The sequence below is a fragment of the Chryseobacterium sp. JUb7 genome (assembly GCF_024806495.1).
Lineage (GTDB): Bacteria > Bacteroidota > Bacteroidia > Flavobacteriales > Weeksellaceae > Chryseobacterium.
On record NZ_JANUFF010000002.1, the window covers coordinates 468170 to 486393 of the forward strand.

An 18224-nucleotide genomic window follows, 5' to 3' on the forward strand; every position below is an offset into this window, starting at 1 on the left:
CTTTTTTTATTTCGGAATCACGATCTCGGACTGATCGCCTGTACTGGTATCCAAAATATTAATAAGAAGTCCCTTAGAGGTCGTGGTCACCTGTAAATAAAGTGATCCGAAAAGATAGTTTCCGGGTTGTATACTTCCCTCTCCGAATTGATCTTCAAACAATTTTCTTGACAATTCGCTAAGCACCTGTCGGTTTAAGCTTTGGCTGAAACTGTCTACGGAATTCAGATTATCCAGCAAATCACTGTAAGAATTTTTTTCATCAAACTGGTTTTGTGCATTTGCTGAACTTAAAAGCCATTGATAATTGAACGTATCTCCGCCAAAGGCAGGATTTATCGGCTTATAAACGAGCTGTTGAGATTTTCCGAAGAACATCCCTGCAGCGAGGCTCAGAATAATTAAAAAAGTTTTCATGGCGGACGTTTTTAATATATAAATTCATTTTTTATGAGATTTTTCCTGGCATTAAATTCTTTGATATATTTTAAACTGTTGACCAACTGCTCTTTCAGATAATCTTCACTGGGATTGGTCATAAAACTGTAGATCACTTTATCATCTATTTCTATTGTAATCTGTCCGGAATTCCCTCTAGTAGGAAGCTCCGTAATAGTGATCGCTGCATTGCTTTTATCAGGAAGCTGGCTATACTGTAAATAAAACAAATCATAAAAATCTTTTCCTATCTTACTTTTTGTTTCGTCTATCGTGAGACCTTTAAGCTCAAAAACCACATCTTCTTCCACCTTGCTCACCTTTTGTCTGAAGAGATCATGATTGATTTCCAGACTGTCTTTTGCCACAAGCTTTTGAGTTTCTTCATCCTTTACATAAAGAAAAACCTTTAAGGCATCTTTTTTTTCGTAATTAACATTGATCTCGGATAAAGCTTTTACTTCATTGGGATTGATAGAAAACTTTCCGCTTTGCTGATTGTTTGAGAGATTTCCGCTGTCTCCTTTTTTTATGGATACCAAAAGATAATTGAGCTCTTTATAGATAGACGTATTATTGGTAACAACAGCTTTTAGTTTGATCTGATTTTCGAGAATGCTGCTTTCAATTTTCGCAGATACTTTTTTATCTTCCTGTCCGTAACACAAGACAGACAGGAAGAATAAAATTGTACACAAATTCAAAGAGCATAATTTTTTCATTATTCCTGTTTTTAATAATTTCTCATGAAAATCGTTTTGTTATCTCCTTTCACTTTAATCTCCATACCATCTGATATGCTGTTGCTTCCTGTGATATCAATGATATTATTGTTACCTTGGGCGGCAACCGTTGCTTTTGTTTCTGTATCAGTAAATGAATTAATAAAATAAAGTGTGTTATAATCTCCCGCCTGCATTACTGAAATATTAGTTTTTGCATTAAGGGACAATTCAGTATTATTAAAATCACCTACCTGGATAACAGTAGAGAAAGAATCATTCTGATCAGGATTTTGTTGAGCTATAACAGAAAGAACTGTCTGGCTGTTCACCTTATCCCAGTCAACCTGCTGTGCATTGACAGACAGAGAAAAAACAAGTGTAAGAGCACTGTATCCCAGCTTAAACATGGCATTAATTTTACTTAAAGGTACATCAATAAAGGGCTGAAGAAAACACGTCTGGCAGGTAGAAATTAAAAATCACGGTTTTCAGGTACTCTTTTTTTTAAGACAAAAAAAAGGGGAAGCAAAAGCCTCTCCCTTTAGAATAAAAATTTATAGTTTACCTCTTAAGCGATTAGTTAGACTGAGTAATGGTCATCGAATTGCTGTTACCCATCTGAACTCCTAAATGCATATGAGCGTCACCACTTTGACTTACCCAGGTAAAGTTATCATTACCCATTTGTACATCAAGAGCAGTATTAGAATTTCCTACCTGAATTTGATACAACTGGTTATCTGATCCCATTTGTAATCCGGCAGCAGTGTTATCATTTCCGACCTGAGCTGCCACTGCAAGGTTATCATCTCCTAACTGTACGTGAGCCGCTACGTTGTCATTACCATCCTGATACTGAACAAGAGCATTTCCAGAGCCTACCTGTAAAGCAGTAGCTTCATTTCTTCGGCCAAGCTGTACCTGAGCTGCCCAGTTATCATCTCCTACCTGAATAGCGGTAGCACTATTTCTTCTACCATCCTGATACTGAATAATCGTATTGTCTACTCCTAGCTGTATAGCCGTAGCTTCATTTCTTCTTCCTATCTGCCATTGATCTACTTCATTAGTAAGACCGATCTGTAATGTCTGAGCTTCATTACGGTTACCCACCTGGCTTACTTCATTGGAGTTTCCTATTCCCAACTGATCTACATCTATTGAGTTTCTGTTTCCAATACTTTCGGCAGTATTGCTGTTTAAAATACCCACCTGATCGATATCAGCGGTATTACGATTCCCATCTTGTGTCAAAGAGTTCATGTTCAAAAGACCGGTTTGGTCTACAGTAGCAACATTTAAGTTTCCGGTTTGAGTAGTTACATCAATATTTGCTTGTGCAAATGTGAAACCCATGGCCATTAGTGTAAATACACCTGTAATAAAGTTTTTCATCTTAGTAAAAATTAATTGGTTAATAGTAAGACAAAGGTAGCTTCTGAAGGTACTTGAGAAACCACTGCAAAAGTGCAAATTTTAAAAATCATGGTTTGCAGTATCAAATGTCACTGTTTACCGTTTTTGTCGTATCACGGAAAATAATTACGTAGAAATACATAAAAACTTTACATAATTAATCCCATAACCCATTTGGTGAATTATGATTAATTAACATGCTGTGCTCTTCTTTTCTTCGGGATATATTACTAAATTTGAAGTATGAGTTTTGGAAAAGATTTATTACGAAAAATAAAAACCGCGGAACTGCCTGGTATAAATGCTCATGGAGTATTTTCACCACCGTCCCGTCCCGTATTTACTTATGATGAGGTTTTGGAAAAAAATCCAAAATTTGCTGCCGTGAACATTGTTTTGTACCTGAAAAATGATGAGTGGCATTTTCCGCTGATCCAAAGAACGATCAATGAACATGACAGACACAGCGGGCAAATCTCTTTGCCTGGTGGGAAGCGCGAAGAAATGGATAAAGATTTTGCTGAAACCGCAGTCCGCGAAACTTCAGAAGAAATCGGTATCGAAAAACATTATGTAAGAATTATCCGGGAGATGTCACCAATCTATATTCCCCCGAGCAACTTCTATGTGTATACTTATATTTCGTATACCAAAAAAAATCCTGAATTCATTTTACAGCAGAGTGAAGCCGTAGAAGTGATTGAGTTTCCGATTACGTCCTTCTTAAATCTTCCTGATCAACCTGAAATAATGGCACTTCCAAGTGCTGCCGGACATGAAGTACCGGTTATCAATTTCAACGGATATATTATCTGGGGAGCTACAGCAATGATTTTAAGTGAATTCAGCCAGTTGCTGAAAAAAATGTAACTTTGCACAATCGTGTTTAATTGAAAGATGGCGAAGAAAAATATTTTCACTGATGCATTCGGTACACCCTATTTTTTAAAAAGGGTAATCATTTTTATTTTAGGATTTGTTTCTTACAGAAGATTCAATGGCTTTAATAAATTGAAAATAACAGGTACTGAGCACCTTGTGGATCTTCCGGATTCCAATGTATTATTTGTATCAAACCATCAAACTTATTTTGCTGATGTTGCCGCAATGTACCATGCATTCTGTGCAGTTAACAACGGATATTTAAATACGATCAAAAACCCGATTTATCTACTGAATCCGAAGATTGATTTTTACTATGTGGCTGCTGAAGAAACCATGAATAAAGGTATTCTTCCAAAAATTTTTAAAATTGCAGGTGCTGTAACAGTAAAAAGAACCTGGAGAGCTGAAGGCAAAAATGTCAACAGAATGGTAGATCTTACTGAGGTTGATAATATTATGAAAGCCTTAGACAATGGCTGGGTAGCTACTTTCCCTCAAGGTACTACATCTGCTTTTGCCCAAGGAAGAAGAGGCACAGCGAAACTGGTAAAAAACCAGCGTCCGATTGTAATTCCCATTAAGATCAATGGGTTCCGAAGAGCATTTGATAAAAAAGGGCTTCGTGTAAAAGTAACGGGCGTAAAACCTACCATGGAGTTTAAACAGCCTCTCGATATCGATTACGATAAAGAAAACGCACATGAAATTTTGTTGAAAATTATGACTGCCATTGAGCAGACAGAAGATTTCAATTTATTACACAGTTATGATGAAGAACTTAAAGCTAAAAAATTAGAACAAAAGGACTCAGATAATTAAAGTAAAATATATGAAAAGAATAATAGGGATCTTATTCGCAATCATAGTATTAGTTTCATGCAATAGCCAAAAAGTATATTCAGATTTTGACGTAAGTTATTCTAAAAGCGGAGGTTATGCTCCTATTTATGAAAATTTACTGATAAAAGGTAACAATGCCCATTATTCTTTTGAAGGTCAGGGGAAAAAGTACAAACAGGATTTTAAAGTTTCTGATGAAGATTTAAAAAAAATAACAACTACTCTTTCTCAAAATAACTTCAGAAGAATACAGGAAGATCGTAAAAAGATCTATGATATTGTAGCGACCACGATCAATATAAAGACAGGTCCGAATGAAGGCAGTAAAACCGATGCCAGCTCGATCATGCCTAACTATAAAACGAACTGGAAAAACATCACCACTGTCTTTCAGGAGATCATTAATAATAATGTAAAAAACAGTAAATAAAGTTGAAGACCCATTTTATCGCTATCGGCGGAAGCGCGATGCATAATCTTGCGATTGCATTAAAAGACAAAGGATATCAGGTTACAGGTTCAGATGATGCTATTTTTGAACCTTCAAAATCAAGGTTGGAAAAAAAGGGAATTTTACCCGCAGAATTGGGCTGGTTTCCTGAAAAAATCACTTCCGATATTGATGCTGTCATTCTTGGAATGCATGCTCATCAGGACAATCCTGAGCTGGCAAGAGCAAAAGAACTGGGTTTAAAAATTTATTCCTATCCTGAATTTCTTTACGAACAGTCTAAAAATAAAACGAGAGTTGTGATCGCCGGTTCTCACGGAAAAACAACAATTACATCAATGATTCTTCATGTTCTGAATTTTCATCAGAAAGATGTTGATTTTATGGTGGGGGCTCAGCTGGAAGGCTTCGACTGTATGGTAAAACTGACGCAGGACAACGATTTTATGGTGCTGGAAGGTGACGAATATCTGTCTTCCCCTATTGATCTTCGTTCAAAGTTTTTATTGTATCAGCCCAATATCGCTTTAATAAGCGGCATCGCCTGGGATCATATCAATGTTTTCAAAACATTTGACGATTATATAGAACAGTTCAGAAGATTTGTTGCAAGCATTACTCCGGGCGGAATTCTGGTATACAATGAAGAAGATGCTGAAGTAGTGAAAGTTGTGGAGGCTGCTGAAAATTATTTCAGAAAAATCCCTTACAACACTCCCGAATATGAAATCATGAATGGAAAAGTTCATTTAAAAACAGAAATGGGTGATGTACCGCTTTCTGTTTTCGGAGCTCACAACCTGTTGAATCTGGAGGGAGCAAGACATATCTGCCAGCATTTGGGGATTATGGATGAAGATTTCTATGAAGCGATTATAAGTTTTAAAGGAGCTTCTAAGCGTCTTGAAAAAGTAGAAAGAGAAGATCAAGGAACACTTTATAAAGACTTTGCACATGCTCCAAGCAAAGTGAAAGCAGCTGTAAAAGCCTTTCAAGAGCAGTTTAAAAAAGATAAAAAATACGGTTTCCTGGAACTTCATACTTATTCAAGCTTAAATCCTGCATTTTTAGAACAGTACGATCATGCAATGGATGGCTTGGATGAAGCCATTGTCTTCTATTCTGAAGATGCCTTGAAGATCAAAAGAATGGAACCCATTTCTCCTGAGTTGATTAAAGAGAAATTCAAAAATGAAAACTTAAAAGTTTTTACCAGTGCTGAAGAACTTCACGCATACTGGGAACTATTGGACAAAACACAGGGAGTATTTCTGATGATGAGCTCTGGTAACTTTGGAGGTCTTGATTTAACAAAATAAATATTTACATAAAAATATAAGAGCTGTATTCATACGTGAATGCAGCTCTTTTTTATTGACTTCATTTTTCTGTGTGTATTTATTCCGTAGAATTTTCTCCGTTTGTTGGGATGCCGTTTTGATTCACTTTTTCTTGCTCCTGCGTACTTTTTTCATCTTCCGTACTCTCTGATGCCTCAGCAGAATGGAGTATATTTTGATAAATACTTTCTAAAGTTTCTGCAGAAGTTTCTTCTTTAGCACCTTCATCAGGGTGTGCAATGGGATCTGTAATTTCTGTTGGATTTTTAGAAATCATAACTTATTTTTTTGTGATTATTATATTTAAAGATAAACTTATTTTTTGATTTCTTGTATCCAAATTCATAAAAAAAGGAAGCTCTCATTAAAGCTTCCTTATAATATTTGTAAAAAATTCTGATTAAATATCTGCTACAGAATTCAACATTTTTTCTTCCCAAGCCGGATCTTTAGGATCAAAGAATAATCTTTTCCCAGTGTCTAAAGAACGAACCACATTCATTTCATCTTCTGTAAGCTCAAAATCAAAAACATTGAAATTTTCTTCAATTCTTGAGGGAGTTACAGATTTAGGTATTACACAGAACCCTTCCTGCAAGTGCCATCTCAGGATCACCTGAGCCACCGTTTTGTTATATTTGGAAGCAATATTTTTCAGCTCTGCATTATCCAGAAGCCCTGCATTTCCGTTTCCAAGCGGGCTCCATGGCTGAGTAATGATATTATTTTCTCTGTCGTATACCTGAAGCTCTTTTTGCTGGAAAATCGGATGTAGTTCTATTTGATTAATTACCGGAAGAACCGTAGAATTTGCTTTTAATTCCTCCATTTTCTCAACCGTAAAATTACAAACTCCTATTGCTTTTATTTTTCCTTCATTGTAAAGTTCTTCCAATGCCTTCCACGCTCCTGTAAAATCCGAATACGGCCAGTGAATCAAATACATATCCAGATAATCCAGCTGTAATCTGTCCAACGTTCTCTGAAAAGCACTTTTCGCTTTGTCATAGGTAGTATCCTGAACCCATAATTTTGAAGTGACAAACAAATCTTCTCTGTCTACTCCACTGTTTTTAATCGCATTTCCAACTGCTGTTTCATTTTGGTAAATAGAAGCCGTATCGATCATTCTGTACCCTGTTTCAATGGCTTTGATCACAGCATTTTCACATTCCTGTAAATTTTCCATCTGCCAAACTCCGAAACCTAAAGCCGGGATGTCAACTCCGTTATTTAAAGTAATCACAGGCTGCCCTGTGTATGTTTTTTGTTGCATACTATTTAGTTTAATTATTATTAAGGTTAAACAAATTTGCAACAAAATTTTGGAATTCCGGGCTACCAATTTTACTTAAAATTAAGTTTCATCTGAAGATTCCTAATTCAAGAAATTTACATTTTCATTTCCACAAAACTAAGGTCTAAAGTCTAGCTTCTAATTTCTATTTTTTACTTTTGTTCAAAATTTAAAATTATGCCACACCCAATCAGAATTGCTACTTCAGAAGATTATCCAAGAATCATGGAAATCTGGGAATCTGCTGTAAAAGCGACGCACGATTTTCTTGCTAAAGATGATTTCGATTATTTTAAAGAAATTATTCCGAGAGATTATTTGCCGAATCTGGAAGTATATTTAATTTCTGACAACAATAATCTGCAAGGTTTCGCATCTGTTGCTGAAGGAAATTTAGAAATGCTTTTCATTCATAATGATGCGCGTGGAAAAGGTTTGGGTAAAGAACTATATCAATTTATGAAAGAGAAAACGAATCTAATAAAAGTTGATGTAAATGAACAAAATCCACAAGCCATTGGCTTTTACGAAAAGCTAGGATTCAAACAGGTCGGAAGATCTGAAAAAGATGGTTCAGGAAAAAATTATCCGATTATTCATATGAGTTTATAGATGGAAAATTTCATTTTTTATAAGATAAGATCAAAATCGGAAATCCCTTATGAATTACTTTTATTAGCGGATGAGACGAAAGAGGCAATTGACAAATATATTTTTGAATCTGATATTTACATTTTGAATGATGGGCATCAGGATATTGCTGTCTTAGCTTTATACCCGATAGATGAAACCCAATTGGAAGTAAAAAATATAGCCGTTATTGAAGCTCACCGAAGCCAGGGAATCGGAAGTATTTTAATTGATAAAGCCAAAGAAATTGCTAGACAAAATCATTATACTCGTTTAATCGTCGGAACTTCAGATACCGGGTTTCAGCAAATAAAGTTTTATGAAAAGAATGATTTTATAAAAAGTGGAGTCAGTAAAAACTTTTTTGTAGAAAATTACCCATTCCCTATTTTTGAAAACGGCTTACAGATGCAAGACATGATCATCCTTACTCATCATCTTTCTGAATAAGCCTTTGATATGATCGATTTCTTCCTGATACATTGTTTTTTTCCGGCATCCGAAATATAATGTATTTTCTAATTTTTGTTCTCCTTCCCAAATTAATTTCACGTCACCGTTTTCGATTTCATTTTTGCATAAAAAATCAGGAACGACCGCCAATCCTGTTCCGCCCTTCAGACAACGGATAATAGAGTTTAGATTCGGAACAATATAATTCGGTCGGAAATTCGGTTTATGTCCAAAATTCAAAATCCAGAATTGAAAAAGGTGCTCCATATCTCCGGTTGTTCCGTACCATTTTTCCTGTTTCAGCCATTCTTCGATATGTTCGGTACTTTTTGTATTCGCTACTTTATTGAAACTTTCCGTATCGACATCTTTTCCGCCAACCAGAATAATTTGTTCAGAAGAAAACGCTTCATGCAAAATATTAGGTGAAGTCCCTTTTTTAGGAGTAATAATTAAATCTAAAATCCCTTTATCCAGTTGATCCAGCATTTCAGGATATTCTCCGAAACTGATAATTAAATTAAAAGGTAAGGTTGAAACATACTGCTCCAAAGTCGTCTGAAAAGTTTCAAAACACATTCCCACGCTTATGGTTGGAGTATGTTTTTCTGTAGATTTCTGGAAGTTTTTCTCTACATCTTCCAATTTGGTCAATGGTTCAGAAATCGCGTTGAATAAAACCTTTCCTCTTTCAGTAGGAATCATTTTCCTTCCTGTCCTGTCAAATAATTTATATCCGACATAGGCTTCCAGAGAACTAAGATGCAGACTGACTCCCGGCTGCGAAATAAACAGAGAATCAGCAGCTCCCGTTAAAGTTCCTGTTTTATAAATCGCTTTAAAAGTTCGGTACCATTCTAAATTGACCATGATTTTACTTATTAATATTCTGATACAAATTTACAAAATAATCAGATTACTAATAATTTTTCATTCCTCAGAAAAGAGGCATAATAATCAGGAATTTCACTTTTCTCGATTTCAAGGGCAACTTTTTCAATTGGATAATTTAGCTGAACAATTTCAGGAATAATTTTTTCTTCATTTAAAGTCAGAATAACATAAGAAGCTAATCTGTTTTTTTCACGTGAACGCCCGACAGAACCTCCGTTAATCGCCCATTTACCATCAAAATGTTTTGTAAAAGACATGTGAGTGTGTCCCATAATAATTACATCTGACTGAGATTCTTCCAGCATATTTTGAAAAACCTCATCTGTTTCATCTTCATACAGATAAGTATCATTGCTTTCCAGGCTGGAATGAACCAGTTGAATATCCCAGTGTTTACTACCCACCTTATAGTTTAATTTTAAGTGAAATGGCAATTCTGATAAAAATGCTTTATTTTCCTCTGTGATATGTTTTTTTGAATGATCAATGGCAATAAACCTGGCTTCGGTTTCTTCTTGTGAATGCTTACTTAGAGGAATAACAGGAATATCAAAAGCAATTCTTTCATCATGATTTCCCATGAGACAGGGAATATTCAGGCTCTTTATTTTTCCAATGACTTCATTTCCCCAGGGTGCAAAATCCACAAGATCTCCTAAACAAAATTTCTGCTGTATTCCTCTATTCTCGATATCATTCAATACTGTTTCCAATGCTGGGAGATTCCCGTGCACATCACTAAAAACTGCAATCTTTATCATTTATCCTTCAATTTTAATAACAAAGTTAGGAGACAGAAAATTATTCTGTTTGAATGGGAATATGATTTTGAACATAAAACAGAAATTTAATATAGGCTGCAAGAAGGAAGCAAGAAGTCGAGGTTACAGCAATGAAATTTATAAATAATAATTTTTTTACGAAATTTCGCCATCTTAATAACAATTGAAACAAACTTCCTTGCTGCTGCTTTCAAAACTAAAAGATAATTTTAACTTAATTTCAAATCGAAGCGCTCCTCCACAAGCAATTGCCCCCACTGTAAAGATTCTACAGATTTTGTTTTTGTAAAACCTGCTTTTTCGTACATCGTAATAGCTTTCTTCTGCACGTCGGTTGTTAATAAATATAGATTTTTATATTTTCTTTCTTGACAATATTTCAATGCATTATTTAACAGTTTTTTACCGATACCTGTTCCCCGAAACATCGGTAATGTAAGAAACCATCTCAATTGAGCCTCTTCATCAGATCGTTGTAATATAGCTATACATCCTACAATTTGCTGATTGTACTCAGCCAACCAGATTTTATCATTTTCGGGAGAATAGTTGTCTAGAAATTCAGAAAAAGTTTTTATCACATATTTTTCAAAATCCTGGCTGTATCCGGATTCTTCACTGTAAAGTTTACCGTGAAGATAAATCAAATAACCAATATCTCCAGGTTTTAAACCTTCCCTAAATTCAATATTTTCCGCAAGGCTAGATTTATTATAGTCTGCAACCAATAACTTTTTAATACTTCGCATGGAATTTTTAAGCAATTCTTTTTCATCAGAATTTAGTTTCTGTACGATTTCTTCAATCTGTTTATCCGATTTTAACTGTAATATTTCCAATAAGCGGCTGCCACTTTCTGTAAGCTTAATATAAAAAGCCCTCCGGTCTTTTTCAGATTGAATTTTTTCTATGATTTCATCTTTTAAGAATAATTTTAAAACACGGCTTACATAGCCTTTATCAAGGTTTAAAGACTCTCCAAGCTGTTGGGAAGTTATAGGTGAATGCTCTCCGATCTCATACAACAGTCTTACTTCTGCCAAAGTATAACGGCTATCCAAAAAGTTGCTTTTAAGCATTCCGATATGTGCAGTATAGAATCTGTTAAAACCTCTAATTTGTTGAATTATATTTTCCATATAACAAAAGTAACAATTAGTTGACTTAGTCAACTAATTTAAATTCAGTTTTAACATCTATCATTTTTATAATACTTAACTATAATTTACATTATTTTTATTATACAAACTACCACCATAACTTTGCATCATAAAATTTAAACAATCATACAACAATGAAAAAAGTATTAATCATTAACGGTGGACAAAACTTCGGGCATTCCGGAGGAAAATATAATCAAACAATCGCAGACAATACTCTGGAAGCTCTGAAAGAATTCGGAAACGTAGAAATTAAAATAACCAATGTAGGAGATGGCTATGATAAAAATGAAGAGGTTGAAAAATTTGTCTGGGCCGATTACATTATTTATCACACTCCAATCTGGTGGTTTCAGCTTCCGAATGGCTTAAAAAAATATATTGATGAAGTTTTCACGGCAGGACACGCTAAAGGAATTTATATGAGTGACGGAAGAACTGCTGAAAATCCAAAAATTAATTATGGAACTGGAGGAATGCTTGGTGGAAGAAAATATATGGTAACAACAAGCTGGAATGCCCCGGAAACTGCATTTACGCTGCCCGGAGAATTTTTTAATGAAACAAGTGTAGATAATGGACCATTATTCGGGTTCCATAGAATGAATGCCTTCGTTTCATTAGAAAAAATGGAAAGTTTTCATTTCCACGATGTCGAAAAAAATGCAAATATTGACCGTGATATGAAACTTTACAGAGAGCATCTTACTACAGTTTTCGAAAAAGAATTAAAACCAGAATTAGCCTAATGAAAATTTATCTTACTGCAATTATAAAAACCAAAGAAGAACACAGAACCGAAGTACTGGAGGTTCTTCAGAATATGGTTAAGGAAACTCAAAAAGAGGAAGCCAACGAATTATACGCCCTTCATCAAGGAATTGAAGACAAGAATCAATTTGTATTTTATGAAATATGGAAAAGTGAAGAGGGATTAGCTTTACATAATCAGCAATCATATATTCAGGCTTTTGGAGGTTTGGCTGATGAAAAATTACAGGAAAAACCACAGATTTATTTAACTGAAATTATCTAATAATTTTCTTCAATTACAATTGATTCAAAAATGAAAAAAATAGCATTTTTAATTTTAGCCATTTTCACCATTGGATTTGTTCAGGCGCAAACCAAAAAATCTAAAGATATGAAGAAGAAAATTCTATTTGTCGTGACCAGCCATGATCAAAAAGGAGATACAGGCGAAAAAACCGGATATTATCTTGGTGAGGTTTCGCATCCCTGGGAAGTTCTTCATAATGCCGATTTTGAAATAGATTTTGTAAGTCCGAAAGGAGGTACTCCTCCGGTTGACGGGTTCGACCTGAAAGACCCGGTCAACAAAAAATTCTGGGAAAATAAGACGTATAAAAACAAAATTGACCATTCCTTAAAGCCTTCTCAGATCAATCCGGATGATTATTCAGCCATTTTCTATGCAGGAGGTCACGGTGCGATGTGGGATTTTGCAGATAATTCTGAATTGGCTGCTATTGCTTCAAAAATTTATGAAAACGGAGGAATTGTTGCCGGTGTTTGCCATGGCCCAGCAGGTTTGGTTAATATTAAACTGAATAACGGCAAATATTTAGTCGATGGTAAAAAAATAAGTGCTTTCACCAATGAAGAAGAATCTGAAGTAAAATTGACAAATGTCGTCCCTTTCCTTCTGGAAGACCAACTGAAAGAAAGAGGAGCAGAATTTGAAAAATCTGGACTTTGGCAGAATCATGTCGTGACAGATCAAAAAGTCATTACCGGACAAAATCCTCAGTCTGCAAAAAGTGTTGGTGAGGCTATTCTAAAAGAATTAAATAAATAAAACAAAAATGGAATATAGAAAATTAGGAAACACTGATTTAGAACTTTCAGTGATTACTCACGGAGCGTTTGCAATCGGCGGAAATATGTGGGGTGGAAATGAAAAAAAAGACTCTATAGATTCTATTCATGCATCTATTGACAATGGGGTCACTTCTATTGATACCGCTCCGTTCTACGGTTTTGGACTGAGTGAAGAAATGATCGGAGAAGCCATTAAAGGGAAAGACCGTTCAAAAATCCAGTTACTGACAAAATTCGGTTTGGTTTGGGATGGCAGCAATAAAGGAAAAGGTGAATTTTTCTTTGATGCAGAAGAGGATGGTGTAAAAATTACTGTTTACAAATTAGCTTCAAAAGAGAATATCATCAAAGAAGTTGAAGAAAGTTTAAAAAGATTGGGCACAGATTACATAGACCTTTTACAACTTCACTGGCCGGATGCCACAACACCGATAAGCGAAACAATGGAAGCGTTGGAATTATTAATTCAACAGGGAAAAATAAGAACTGCCGGAGTAAGCAATTATTCTGTTGAGCAAATGGCAGAAGCAGAACAGACCCTAGAATTAGCAAGTAATCAGGTTTCTTACAGCATGCTGAATCGTGCCATTGAAAATGATCTCGTACCTTATTCTTTAGAAAACAATTCCGGCATTATCGTTTACAGTCCCATGGAAAGAGGATTGTTGACCGGAAAATATTTTAAACAAGATCAATTAAAAGAAGCAGATCACAGAAATGGATATTTTTCTCAGTTTGATCTAAATAAAGTAAAAAATTTCTTAGATAAAATCGAACCGATCGCTCAGGAAAAAGGGGCTACTCTTTCACAACTGGTATTGCGATGGACAACTTTACAGCCTGCGATTACTGTAGTTTTAGCTGGAGCCCGAAATGCACAGCAGGCGATTGAAAATGCAAAAGCGATGTCGTTTGATTTATCTGCAAAAGAATTAAGTTTTATCAATGCTGAATTAGCTAAACTTTGATAAGTATCTAATTTTTGTGAACGTAATGACGTAATATCAGGTTTAAAATAAAAGAGCTTCCCAAAAATTTGAGAAGCTCTTTTCGTAGATAACTTTAAAATAGATTGTTGTTTATTTCGCGATCGGTAAATGTGTACTGATTCCGATTCTGTTCCATGCATTGATTGTAATAATGGCCATAATAATCTGCGCAATGGTAGCTTCGTCAAAAAGCTGCTTTGCTTTATAATATGTTTCTTCAGTCAGTCCTTTTTGACTGATCAGTGTGATTTCCTCAGTCATTTCCAGCAATACCTGTTCTTCTTTTGTGAACAATTCTTTCGCTTCTCTCCAGGCATTTAAAAGAAAAATTCTTTGTGGCGTTTCTCCATATTTTAGGGCGTCTTTAGTATGCATATCAAGGCAGAAGGCACATCCGTTGATCTGGGAAGCTCTTATTTTGATCAGTTCTTTTTGAATATGGTTTAAAGAAATCGTCTGAAGGTATCCTTCCAATCCTAACATTGCTTTATAGGCAGCCTTATCGGTTGTTGCCATATCAAATCTTGTACTCATAATATTTTATATTTTTAGTTGAATGATTTATTATTTATCTGTCAGCTTTCTATTGTCCATTGCAAACGAGTATTTCTCCTGATTTGCCAATAAAAATGCGGCTGCACTACCCACCCAAACCGAATAGTCCAGAGGAGCCTTAACGCCTAATGCCAGAGTCATCGATAAAGCAAAGATGAGTAATAAAAATCCTGCTCCAAACGCTCCGATTTTAGTTTTAAACCCTAGAATCAGCATCAACGGAAAAAGAATTTCTAAAAATGTCGCGGCATAAGCAGAAAACACACTTAAACTTTCAGGAAGAAAAAAAGTAAGCTGCCTGGTATATTTTTCAAAATTCTCCCAGTTTCCCCAAGCAGAATTTTTGCCCCAAAATCCGAATCGGTCAGCGACAGCAGAAAGCATCGTTACTGAGATTGCCAATCTTAAAAATAACTGTGGAAATTGAATATTTTTGCCTGTCATTGCATTTGTTTTTATGAACAGGACAAAGTTGCGATTTCTAAATTGTAAAAATCTTAAACTGGTTTAAGAACGTAATTTCGCTCTTATTTCACTCAGATATTCCGGGGTAAAACCAAGGAAAGATGCGATCAGATACTGAGGAATTCTCTGTATAAACCAAGGATATAGCGTGCTGAAGTGGATATAGTATTCTTCCTTCGTCATTTCATAAATAAAACGGATCCTTTTCTCAGCTGCTGCGTAAGCTGTTTGATAGACCATTCTGAAGTAACGCTCCATAACAGGATGTTTTTGCAGTAAAAGTTCCTGAGACGGAAAATCAATCGCCAAAAGGCTGGAATTTTCCACAGACTGAATATTAAAACTCGATTTCATCTGCTTTTCGAAAGCAAAAGTATCCGTCATCCACCAATTTTCTATAGCAAATTCGGTAGTCTGCTCTACTCCTTTTTCGTTGATAAAAAACTTTCTCAGACAACCTTCCAAAACAAAGTATTTGAATTGACAGATATTACCTTCAAGCATTAGATTTTCTTTCTTTTTAACTTTTAAAACCTGAAAAAAAGAAAGAATAGAAACAAACTCCTCATCGTTTATTGTAATAAATTTATCTAAATGTGCCTTGAAAGTTTCCATTTTTGAAATTGTGTAACCAAACTTAACTTTATTTTTTTAGTTTTACAATGACAAAACATTAAATCATGGAAATTGTAGCAAAAATTTTAATCGCAGTTGTTGCCATCGAACATCTTTATATTCTCTGGATGGAAATGTTTGCATGGGAAACGAAAGGAAAAGAGGTTTTCAAAGCAGCCTTACCTGCAGAAATGTTTAAACCTACAAAAGGATTAGCAGCCAATCAAGGACTTTATAACGGCTTTCTTGCCGCCGGACTTATTTGGTCTTTTCTAATTGAAAATCTGCAATGGCAAACTAATATTGCTTTATTTTTCTTAGGATGTGTTGCTGTAGCAGGAATTTATGGTGCAATTTCAGCCACTAAGAAAATATTTTTCGTTCAGGCACTTCCTGCTATTTTAGCAATCATAGCTGTTTTGTTGAAATAATTCAGATTTAATTTTACTCAATATCGTTTAATTAATATCGTAATTAGAAATGCTTATTATTCCCTTTTCCAAAGAATAATATTTTTTTTAACGCAGAGAATATATTTTAGATCCTGTATTATTTTAGAAGGCAAAATAAGACTTCATCAAATCAACTTTTTGATTCTTCTTTACTCACTCAAATTATATTTAATAAAAATAAAACTTTGCGTTAAAAAAATAAGTAGTGTTTTTCAAAACTTTCAAATCAAATTCAAACATAATTCATGTTTTTATTTACAAACTTTCTTGATTTTTAAATAAAAATTAACCTAAAAAGAGTATTTATCTTAACTATTGATATCCAATATTTTACATCCAAAAAAATCCATTTAATATTAAATTCGTAAATTTGCACCGCTGATAAGAAATGAAAGCATTGCTTTTTTATATTGGCCTGCATTTTGATAAAATGTAGAAATTCAAGTTGTTCAGTACAAATACCTGTAATTATCTTTTAGAGATAATTTATTTTTGAAATCTATTTAAAAGATTAATTTCTTTTTTCATGATACGCTCTTCATCAAGAGTACCATCTATATGAATATTTAAATATAACATGAGGCTTTGGGTCTTTGGTTTATTTTTATTTTCATGTATCATTTTTTCATTGAAACCCAATGCAGGCTGTGCTTTTCGACATTACAGAACAATGTAGATTATACGTTTAATCCACATTATTTAATAATGAGTAAATTTATGTCACTAACTAACAAAAAACGCTGAATATGGATAAAATTGAAAACAGAAAAGTAAAACTTAAAGTAGAAGACCTGACCATTGTCTTTGGAAAACACAAAGAAAAAGCACTGGAACTTCTAGACAAAGGCTTTTCCAAAAAAGAGATTCTTGAAAAAACAGGCTGTACCGTAGGGATCAATAAGGCCAATTTTGAAATCTATGAAGGTGAATTCTTCGTTATTATGGGTTTATCAGGAAGTGGAAAATCGACTTTACTTCGCTGTCTTAACAGATTGAATGAGCCTACTTCAGGAAAAGTATACATCAATGATGATAATATTACCGATAAAAATAATAAAGATCTGCTTGAAGTAAGAAGAACAGAGATGAGCATGGTATTTCAGAAATTTGGACTACTTCCCCATCATACCGTATTAAGTAATGCTGCTTTCGGCTTGGAAATACGAGGTGAAGATAAAACTTCCCGTGAAGAAAAAGCGCAGAAAGCATTAGATATTGTCGGATTAAATGGCTTCGAAAATCAGTTTCCTTCTCAACTTTCCGGAGGAATGCAGCAAAGAGTGGGTCTGGCAAGAGCGTTAGCCAATGATCCTGAAGTATTGCTGATGGATGAAGCTTTCTCTGCACTTGACCCTCTGATAAAATCTGAAATGCAGGATCAGATGCTCGAACTGCAGGATACGCTACAAAAAACCATCGTTTTCATTACCCATGATTTGGATGAAGCCATCAAAATTGGCGATCGTATCGTGATTATGAAAGACGGGGTGATCGAACAAATAGGAACAGCTGAAGATATTTTAACTAATCCGGCAAGCGATTATGTAAAAGCTTTCGTAGAAAAAGTAGACCGTAAAACCATTATCACGGCAAAATCTCTGATGTTTGATAAACCGACTGTCGTTCGTTTCAGAAAAGACGGTCCTGAAGGTGCTTTAAGAAAAATGAGGACTACAGGATTGGAAAATTTACCCGTGGTTGATTTTCAGAATAAATTTCTTGGTTTTGTAACCCTCAGTGATATCATGATGATTGCCCGAAGAAAAGAACCTACTGTAGAATCTGTCATCAACAGTAATGTGCCTTCTGTATATCCGGAAGCTACCGTTGAAGAAATGTTACCGCTGATTTCCGGAAGCAAATCTTCCATTGCTGTTGTAGATCAAAACAATAAATTTTTAGGGCTTATCAGCCAGTTATCCCTTGTAATAGAAGCTACAAAATTTAACGAAGAAGAAATTATTGAATTAAAAGAAATCGCAAACAACCAATAAG

24 protein-coding genes are annotated in these 18224 nt (G+C 34.8%); 12 read left to right on the top strand and 12 right to left on the bottom strand.

Annotation, left to right across the window (positions count from 1 at the left end; translation table 11 throughout):
• Nucleotides 1–6: 6 nt before the first annotated feature.
• The 4 genes from M2373_RS05685 to M2373_RS05700 form a co-directional block, all read right to left on the bottom strand.
• A complete protein-coding gene (locus tag M2373_RS05685; RefSeq protein ID WP_259108518.1) occupies nucleotides 7–417 on the bottom strand; it encodes a curli production assembly/transport component CsgF in 411 nt (136 codons plus the stop codon).
• Nucleotides 418–428: 11 nt separating this feature from the next.
• A complete protein-coding gene (locus M2373_RS05690) occupies nucleotides 429–1160 on the bottom strand; it encodes a curli production assembly/transport protein CsgE (RefSeq protein ID WP_259108520.1) in 732 nt (243 codons plus the stop codon).
• 11 nt (nucleotides 1161–1171) lie between these two features.
• Entirely contained in the window at nucleotides 1172–1570 is a 399-nt protein-coding gene (locus M2373_RS05695) for a hypothetical protein (protein ID WP_259108522.1), read from the bottom strand.
• Between the two features lie 169 nt (nucleotides 1571–1739).
• Nucleotides 1740–2558, bottom strand: a complete 819-nt coding sequence (locus M2373_RS05700) for a hypothetical protein (RefSeq protein ID WP_259108524.1) — start codon at nucleotides 2556–2558, stop codon at nucleotides 1740–1742.
• Nucleotides 2559–2822: 264 nt separating this feature from the next.
• Here M2373_RS05700 and M2373_RS05705 point away from each other — a divergent pair, with 264 nt between their 5' ends.
• The 4 genes from M2373_RS05705 to murC are packed head-to-tail and all read left to right on the top strand — an operon-like array spanning nucleotide 2823 to nucleotide 6074.
• A complete protein-coding gene (locus M2373_RS05705) occupies nucleotides 2823–3449 on the top strand; it encodes a CoA pyrophosphatase (protein ID WP_259108526.1) in 627 nt (208 codons plus the stop codon).
• A gap of 27 nt (nucleotides 3450–3476) precedes the next feature.
• Complete coding sequence (locus M2373_RS05710) at nucleotides 3477–4283, top strand: 1-acyl-sn-glycerol-3-phosphate acyltransferase (RefSeq protein ID WP_259108528.1); 807 nt, start codon at nucleotides 3477–3479, stop codon at nucleotides 4281–4283.
• Between the two features lie 10 nt (nucleotides 4284–4293).
• Nucleotides 4294–4734, top strand: coding sequence for a hypothetical protein (locus tag M2373_RS05715; protein WP_259108529.1), 441 nt, complete (start codon nucleotides 4294–4296; stop codon nucleotides 4732–4734).
• Between the two features lie 2 nt (nucleotides 4735–4736).
• Entirely contained in the window at nucleotides 4737–6074 is a 1338-nt protein-coding gene (gene murC / locus M2373_RS05720; RefSeq protein ID WP_259108530.1) for a UDP-N-acetylmuramate--L-alanine ligase, read from the top strand.
• A 79-nt stretch (nucleotides 6075–6153) separates the two neighbouring features.
• On the opposite strand, the gene M2373_RS05725 is transcribed toward murC, so the two are convergent.
• On the bottom strand, nucleotides 6154–6372 hold the full coding sequence (locus M2373_RS05725; RefSeq protein ID WP_259108531.1) for a hypothetical protein: 219 nt from the start codon (nucleotides 6370–6372) through the stop codon (nucleotides 6154–6156).
• 123 nt (nucleotides 6373–6495) lie between these two features.
• Entirely contained in the window at nucleotides 6496–7371 is an 876-nt protein-coding gene (locus M2373_RS05730; RefSeq protein WP_259108532.1) for an aldo/keto reductase, read from the bottom strand.
• Nucleotides 7372–7569: 198 nt separating this feature from the next.
• Here M2373_RS05730 and M2373_RS05735 point away from each other — a divergent pair, with 198 nt between their 5' ends.
• Both M2373_RS05735 and M2373_RS05740 read left to right on the top strand, forming a co-directional pair.
• Complete coding sequence (locus tag M2373_RS05735) at nucleotides 7570–8004, top strand: GNAT family N-acetyltransferase (RefSeq protein WP_259108533.1); 435 nt, start codon at nucleotides 7570–7572, stop codon at nucleotides 8002–8004.
• Nucleotides 8005–8472: an N-acetyltransferase gene (locus M2373_RS05740; RefSeq protein ID WP_259108534.1), complete on the top strand. Its 468-nt coding sequence runs from the start codon at nucleotides 8005–8007 to the stop codon at nucleotides 8470–8472.
• On the opposite strand, the gene M2373_RS05745 is transcribed toward M2373_RS05740, so the two are convergent.
• The 3 genes from M2373_RS05745 to M2373_RS05755 form a co-directional block, all read right to left on the bottom strand.
• Entirely contained in the window at nucleotides 8425–9345 is a 921-nt protein-coding gene (locus M2373_RS05745; protein ID WP_259108535.1) for a LysR family transcriptional regulator, read from the bottom strand. The genes M2373_RS05740 and M2373_RS05745 overlap by 48 nt on opposite strands.
• A 41-nt stretch (nucleotides 9346–9386) precedes the next feature.
• Nucleotides 9387–10130 (bottom strand): metallophosphoesterase, encoded by a 744-nt coding sequence (locus M2373_RS05750; protein WP_259108536.1) that lies wholly within the window; start codon nucleotides 10128–10130, stop codon nucleotides 9387–9389.
• A 230-nt stretch (nucleotides 10131–10360) separates the two neighbouring features.
• On the bottom strand, nucleotides 10361–11290 hold the full coding sequence (locus M2373_RS05755) for a bifunctional helix-turn-helix transcriptional regulator/GNAT family N-acetyltransferase (RefSeq protein ID WP_259108538.1): 930 nt from the start codon (nucleotides 11288–11290) through the stop codon (nucleotides 10361–10363).
• Nucleotides 11291–11445: 155 nt separating this feature from the next.
• Between M2373_RS05755 and M2373_RS05760 the strand changes: the two genes are divergently transcribed.
• From M2373_RS05760 to M2373_RS05775, 4 genes are read left to right on the top strand one after another with little or no spacing between them, the layout of a single operon-like run.
• Nucleotides 11446–12060, top strand: coding sequence for an NAD(P)H-dependent oxidoreductase (locus M2373_RS05760; protein WP_259108540.1), 615 nt, complete (start codon nucleotides 11446–11448; stop codon nucleotides 12058–12060).
• Nucleotides 12060–12347: a putative quinol monooxygenase gene (locus M2373_RS05765; protein WP_259108542.1), complete on the top strand. Its 288-nt coding sequence runs from the start codon at nucleotides 12060–12062 to the stop codon at nucleotides 12345–12347. Before M2373_RS05760 ends, M2373_RS05765 begins: the two co-directional genes overlap by 1 nt.
• Before the next feature lie 30 nt (nucleotides 12348–12377).
• Nucleotides 12378–13130: a type 1 glutamine amidotransferase domain-containing protein gene (locus M2373_RS05770; protein ID WP_259108545.1), complete on the top strand. Its 753-nt coding sequence runs from the start codon at nucleotides 12378–12380 to the stop codon at nucleotides 13128–13130.
• A gap of 7 nt (nucleotides 13131–13137) precedes the next feature.
• Complete coding sequence (locus M2373_RS05775) at nucleotides 13138–14121, top strand: aldo/keto reductase (protein WP_259108547.1); 984 nt, start codon at nucleotides 13138–13140, stop codon at nucleotides 14119–14121.
• Nucleotides 14122–14232: 111 nt separating this feature from the next.
• Here M2373_RS05775 and M2373_RS05780 read toward each other — a convergent pair whose 3' ends face one another.
• From M2373_RS05780 to M2373_RS05790, 3 genes are all read right to left on the bottom strand, one after another.
• Nucleotides 14233–14676: a carboxymuconolactone decarboxylase family protein gene (locus M2373_RS05780; RefSeq protein WP_259108549.1), complete on the bottom strand. Its 444-nt coding sequence runs from the start codon at nucleotides 14674–14676 to the stop codon at nucleotides 14233–14235.
• A 30-nt stretch (nucleotides 14677–14706) separates the two neighbouring features.
• Nucleotides 14707–15141, bottom strand: a complete 435-nt coding sequence (locus tag M2373_RS05785; RefSeq protein ID WP_259108550.1) for a DoxX family protein — start codon at nucleotides 15139–15141, stop codon at nucleotides 14707–14709.
• 63 nt (nucleotides 15142–15204) lie between these two features.
• Nucleotides 15205–15777, bottom strand: coding sequence for a Crp/Fnr family transcriptional regulator (locus M2373_RS05790; protein WP_259108551.1), 573 nt, complete (start codon nucleotides 15775–15777; stop codon nucleotides 15205–15207).
• Between the two features lie 65 nt (nucleotides 15778–15842).
• Between M2373_RS05790 and M2373_RS05795 the strand changes: the two genes are divergently transcribed.
• Complete coding sequence (locus tag M2373_RS05795; protein WP_259108552.1) at nucleotides 15843–16208, top strand: DUF1304 domain-containing protein; 366 nt, start codon at nucleotides 15843–15845, stop codon at nucleotides 16206–16208.
• A gap of 767 nt (nucleotides 16209–16975) precedes the next feature.
• Nucleotides 16976–18223: a glycine betaine/L-proline ABC transporter ATP-binding protein gene (locus M2373_RS05800; RefSeq protein WP_259108553.1), complete on the top strand. Its 1248-nt coding sequence runs from the start codon at nucleotides 16976–16978 to the stop codon at nucleotides 18221–18223.
• The last annotated feature ends 1 nt before the right edge of the window (nucleotide 18224 follow it).